Genomic DNA, 2,133 nt, shown 5'->3' with positions numbered 1-2,133 from the left:
AATGTTGAACGTAAAAAGATAGATGTTTTTAGCGCCATTGGAAAGTTTTAAGAGATCGTCAATATTTCCTTGGTGAGGTTCCATGAAACGAATTCCATCGTCAAAATAAACGGCGTCAATATCAATTTCATGGAAAGTTCTTGATGGTAAAGGCGCCACTAAACCAGTATTAGGTGTGGCGTTATAACAACCTAATTTAATGAGTTTGGGTTGTTTGATGATGTTGTTGTTGATTAAATAATGATTTATGACTTCTTCTTTGTTTTGATCAGTGAAGATGTTGCTAACTATTAAATTTATTTGAGGTTTAATTTCTTGAGGTTTTTGTTTGGCATCCCAGAAGACAAAGGCTTCTTCGATAGCGATTTCGTATTTTAGGAGATCTTCTAATGTGTATTCGTAATCTTCATCATCGGGGTATTGGATATTAAAAGGATTAGGGCGATGTTTCAAATAAACCCCTAAGAGATCTGAAGGAGGGTTTTTGAATTTGTTGAAGAAAAATTTACGTCCATAAGGGTTGTATGACGGTTCTTCGAGGTTATAAGCGGAAGTTTGGATATTGAAATATTCTAAGATATTGGGGATATCTTTTTTCTCTAGAACGTTGATGTCGTATCTTTTCATTTTTGTTTGGGTGTTTAACCATTCTTGTTGAAGGGTTTGGTAGTTTACTAGTTTAATAGTTGATTTGGTTTGTTTATGGAAATAGTTATAGGCGAAAATAGGTTTAATGAATAAAATAGTGATTAATAAAGAAATGATTAAGAAACTTTTTTAAGGTTTTTATTTTAGTCATGGTTTGTTTACCTCCTTTGGGTTTTGTTTGGGTAAAAGAAAAAGACCCTAGGAGGGTCTTTTGGGAATTTATTTAATTTTTGTATGTATTATTTATTATTTTAATAATTTATATTTAATTTTGTTAATTGTTGATTAAAATCGTTTATTAAATGGTATAAAATTAGGTTATTATAATAACCTCTATTGATAATTGTATTTCTTTGTTGTTCTAGATTTTTAATCATATTTATATAACGAAAATATCTTTTATTTAATATAGATTTAGTTTTTTGATCTCCGTTAGATGCAGATAACATAAATAATTCTTGTTTTTTTACGGACAAATTCCAAATCTTATTGTTTATTAGACATAAATGTTCCTCTGATGCTCTTGAATCTAATAAATTATTGTTTTCCATTGCCATTACTTGATTATTGTTCAAAATAAATGATAATCCTATAAAAGTTATTAAATAAAGATAAATTAGGTTCAATTGGTTTTTTAATTTTAACATTAATTAAATCTCCTTTAATTGTTTTATTCCTTAAATTTTAACATATTGGAAATTGTTAAATTTTATCACCATTTAGAATTGGCTCTTTTAATATATTTGGCTTCTTTTAATTTATCGTTATTGCGTTTATCTTTAAAGATGGATAAACTACAGATAACAGGATTAAAGTGAAGGTTGAATTCGGTTAGTTAAAAGTTGGAGTCATCCGCTCTTGTACGACCAAGGTAGTAATCTTTGTGTTGAATTTGTAATTTAAAAAATTAATTATTTTAACGTCTTTGAGAAGAACGATTACGAGATAAATTAATTCGAGGCATAGGTGATTGATTTCTTATTTGTTCTAATATTGTATTTATATTGTTTTGATTTTGATTTATTCTAATTTGTGTATTTCTTAAAAGATTAATTTGTTCTTCTGAAACATAAAGAGGCATGTTATTGATAATTGTTGTCATTTCTTGCATTAATGAGGAATGTAGATTTTCTAATTCTGTTATTTCATTATTTAAAATTAAATTTATAGTTATTTGTTGTTGAATATCTAAGTGTCTTTGTTGAGTTATAATAATTTGTTGATGTATTAATTCTAGTTGATCAAATAAAAGTTTTTTTTCTGTTTCTGATACTTGATGTTCCAAAGCATTAATAACTTCTTGTGCTTTTGTTTGTTGAGAAACTAATAAATTTTGATAATTTCTATATTCTTCTAAAGAATTATAAACATGCTCGCTTGTTCCAACGTTATTATTATTCATCGCAATAACTTGATTCATATTAATAAATAATAAACCTATAAATACAAATAAATAAATACTAATTATTTTAAATTGATTTTTTA

General features: G+C 26.3%; 2 protein-coding genes and 1 pseudogene. All 3 read right to left on the bottom strand.

Translation table 11 applies throughout. The annotated features are described in order from the left end of the window. Positions 1-627 (bottom strand): annotated as a pseudogene (locus CPX_RS02790) (hypothetical protein); the annotation flags it as partial. A 272-nt stretch (positions 628-899) separates the two neighbouring features. After that, positions 900-1,295 (bottom strand): SVM family protein, encoded by a 396-nt coding sequence (locus CPX_RS02785; RefSeq protein ID WP_053521631.1) that lies wholly within the window; start codon positions 1,293-1,295, stop codon positions 900-902. A 269-nt stretch (positions 1,296-1,564) separates the two neighbouring features. After that, a partial coding sequence (locus CPX_RS02780; protein WP_152907396.1) for an SVM family protein occupies positions 1,565-2,133 on the bottom strand: 569 nt, incomplete at its 5' end.

The organism is Candidatus Phytoplasma pruni (assembly GCF_001277135.1).
GTDB classification, from domain to species: Bacteria; Bacillota_I; Bacilli_A; order Acholeplasmatales; family Acholeplasmataceae; genus Phytoplasma; species Phytoplasma pruni.
The sequence above is the reverse complement of the archived record's forward strand: the minus strand, read 5'-3'. Positions and strand labels throughout refer to the sequence as shown.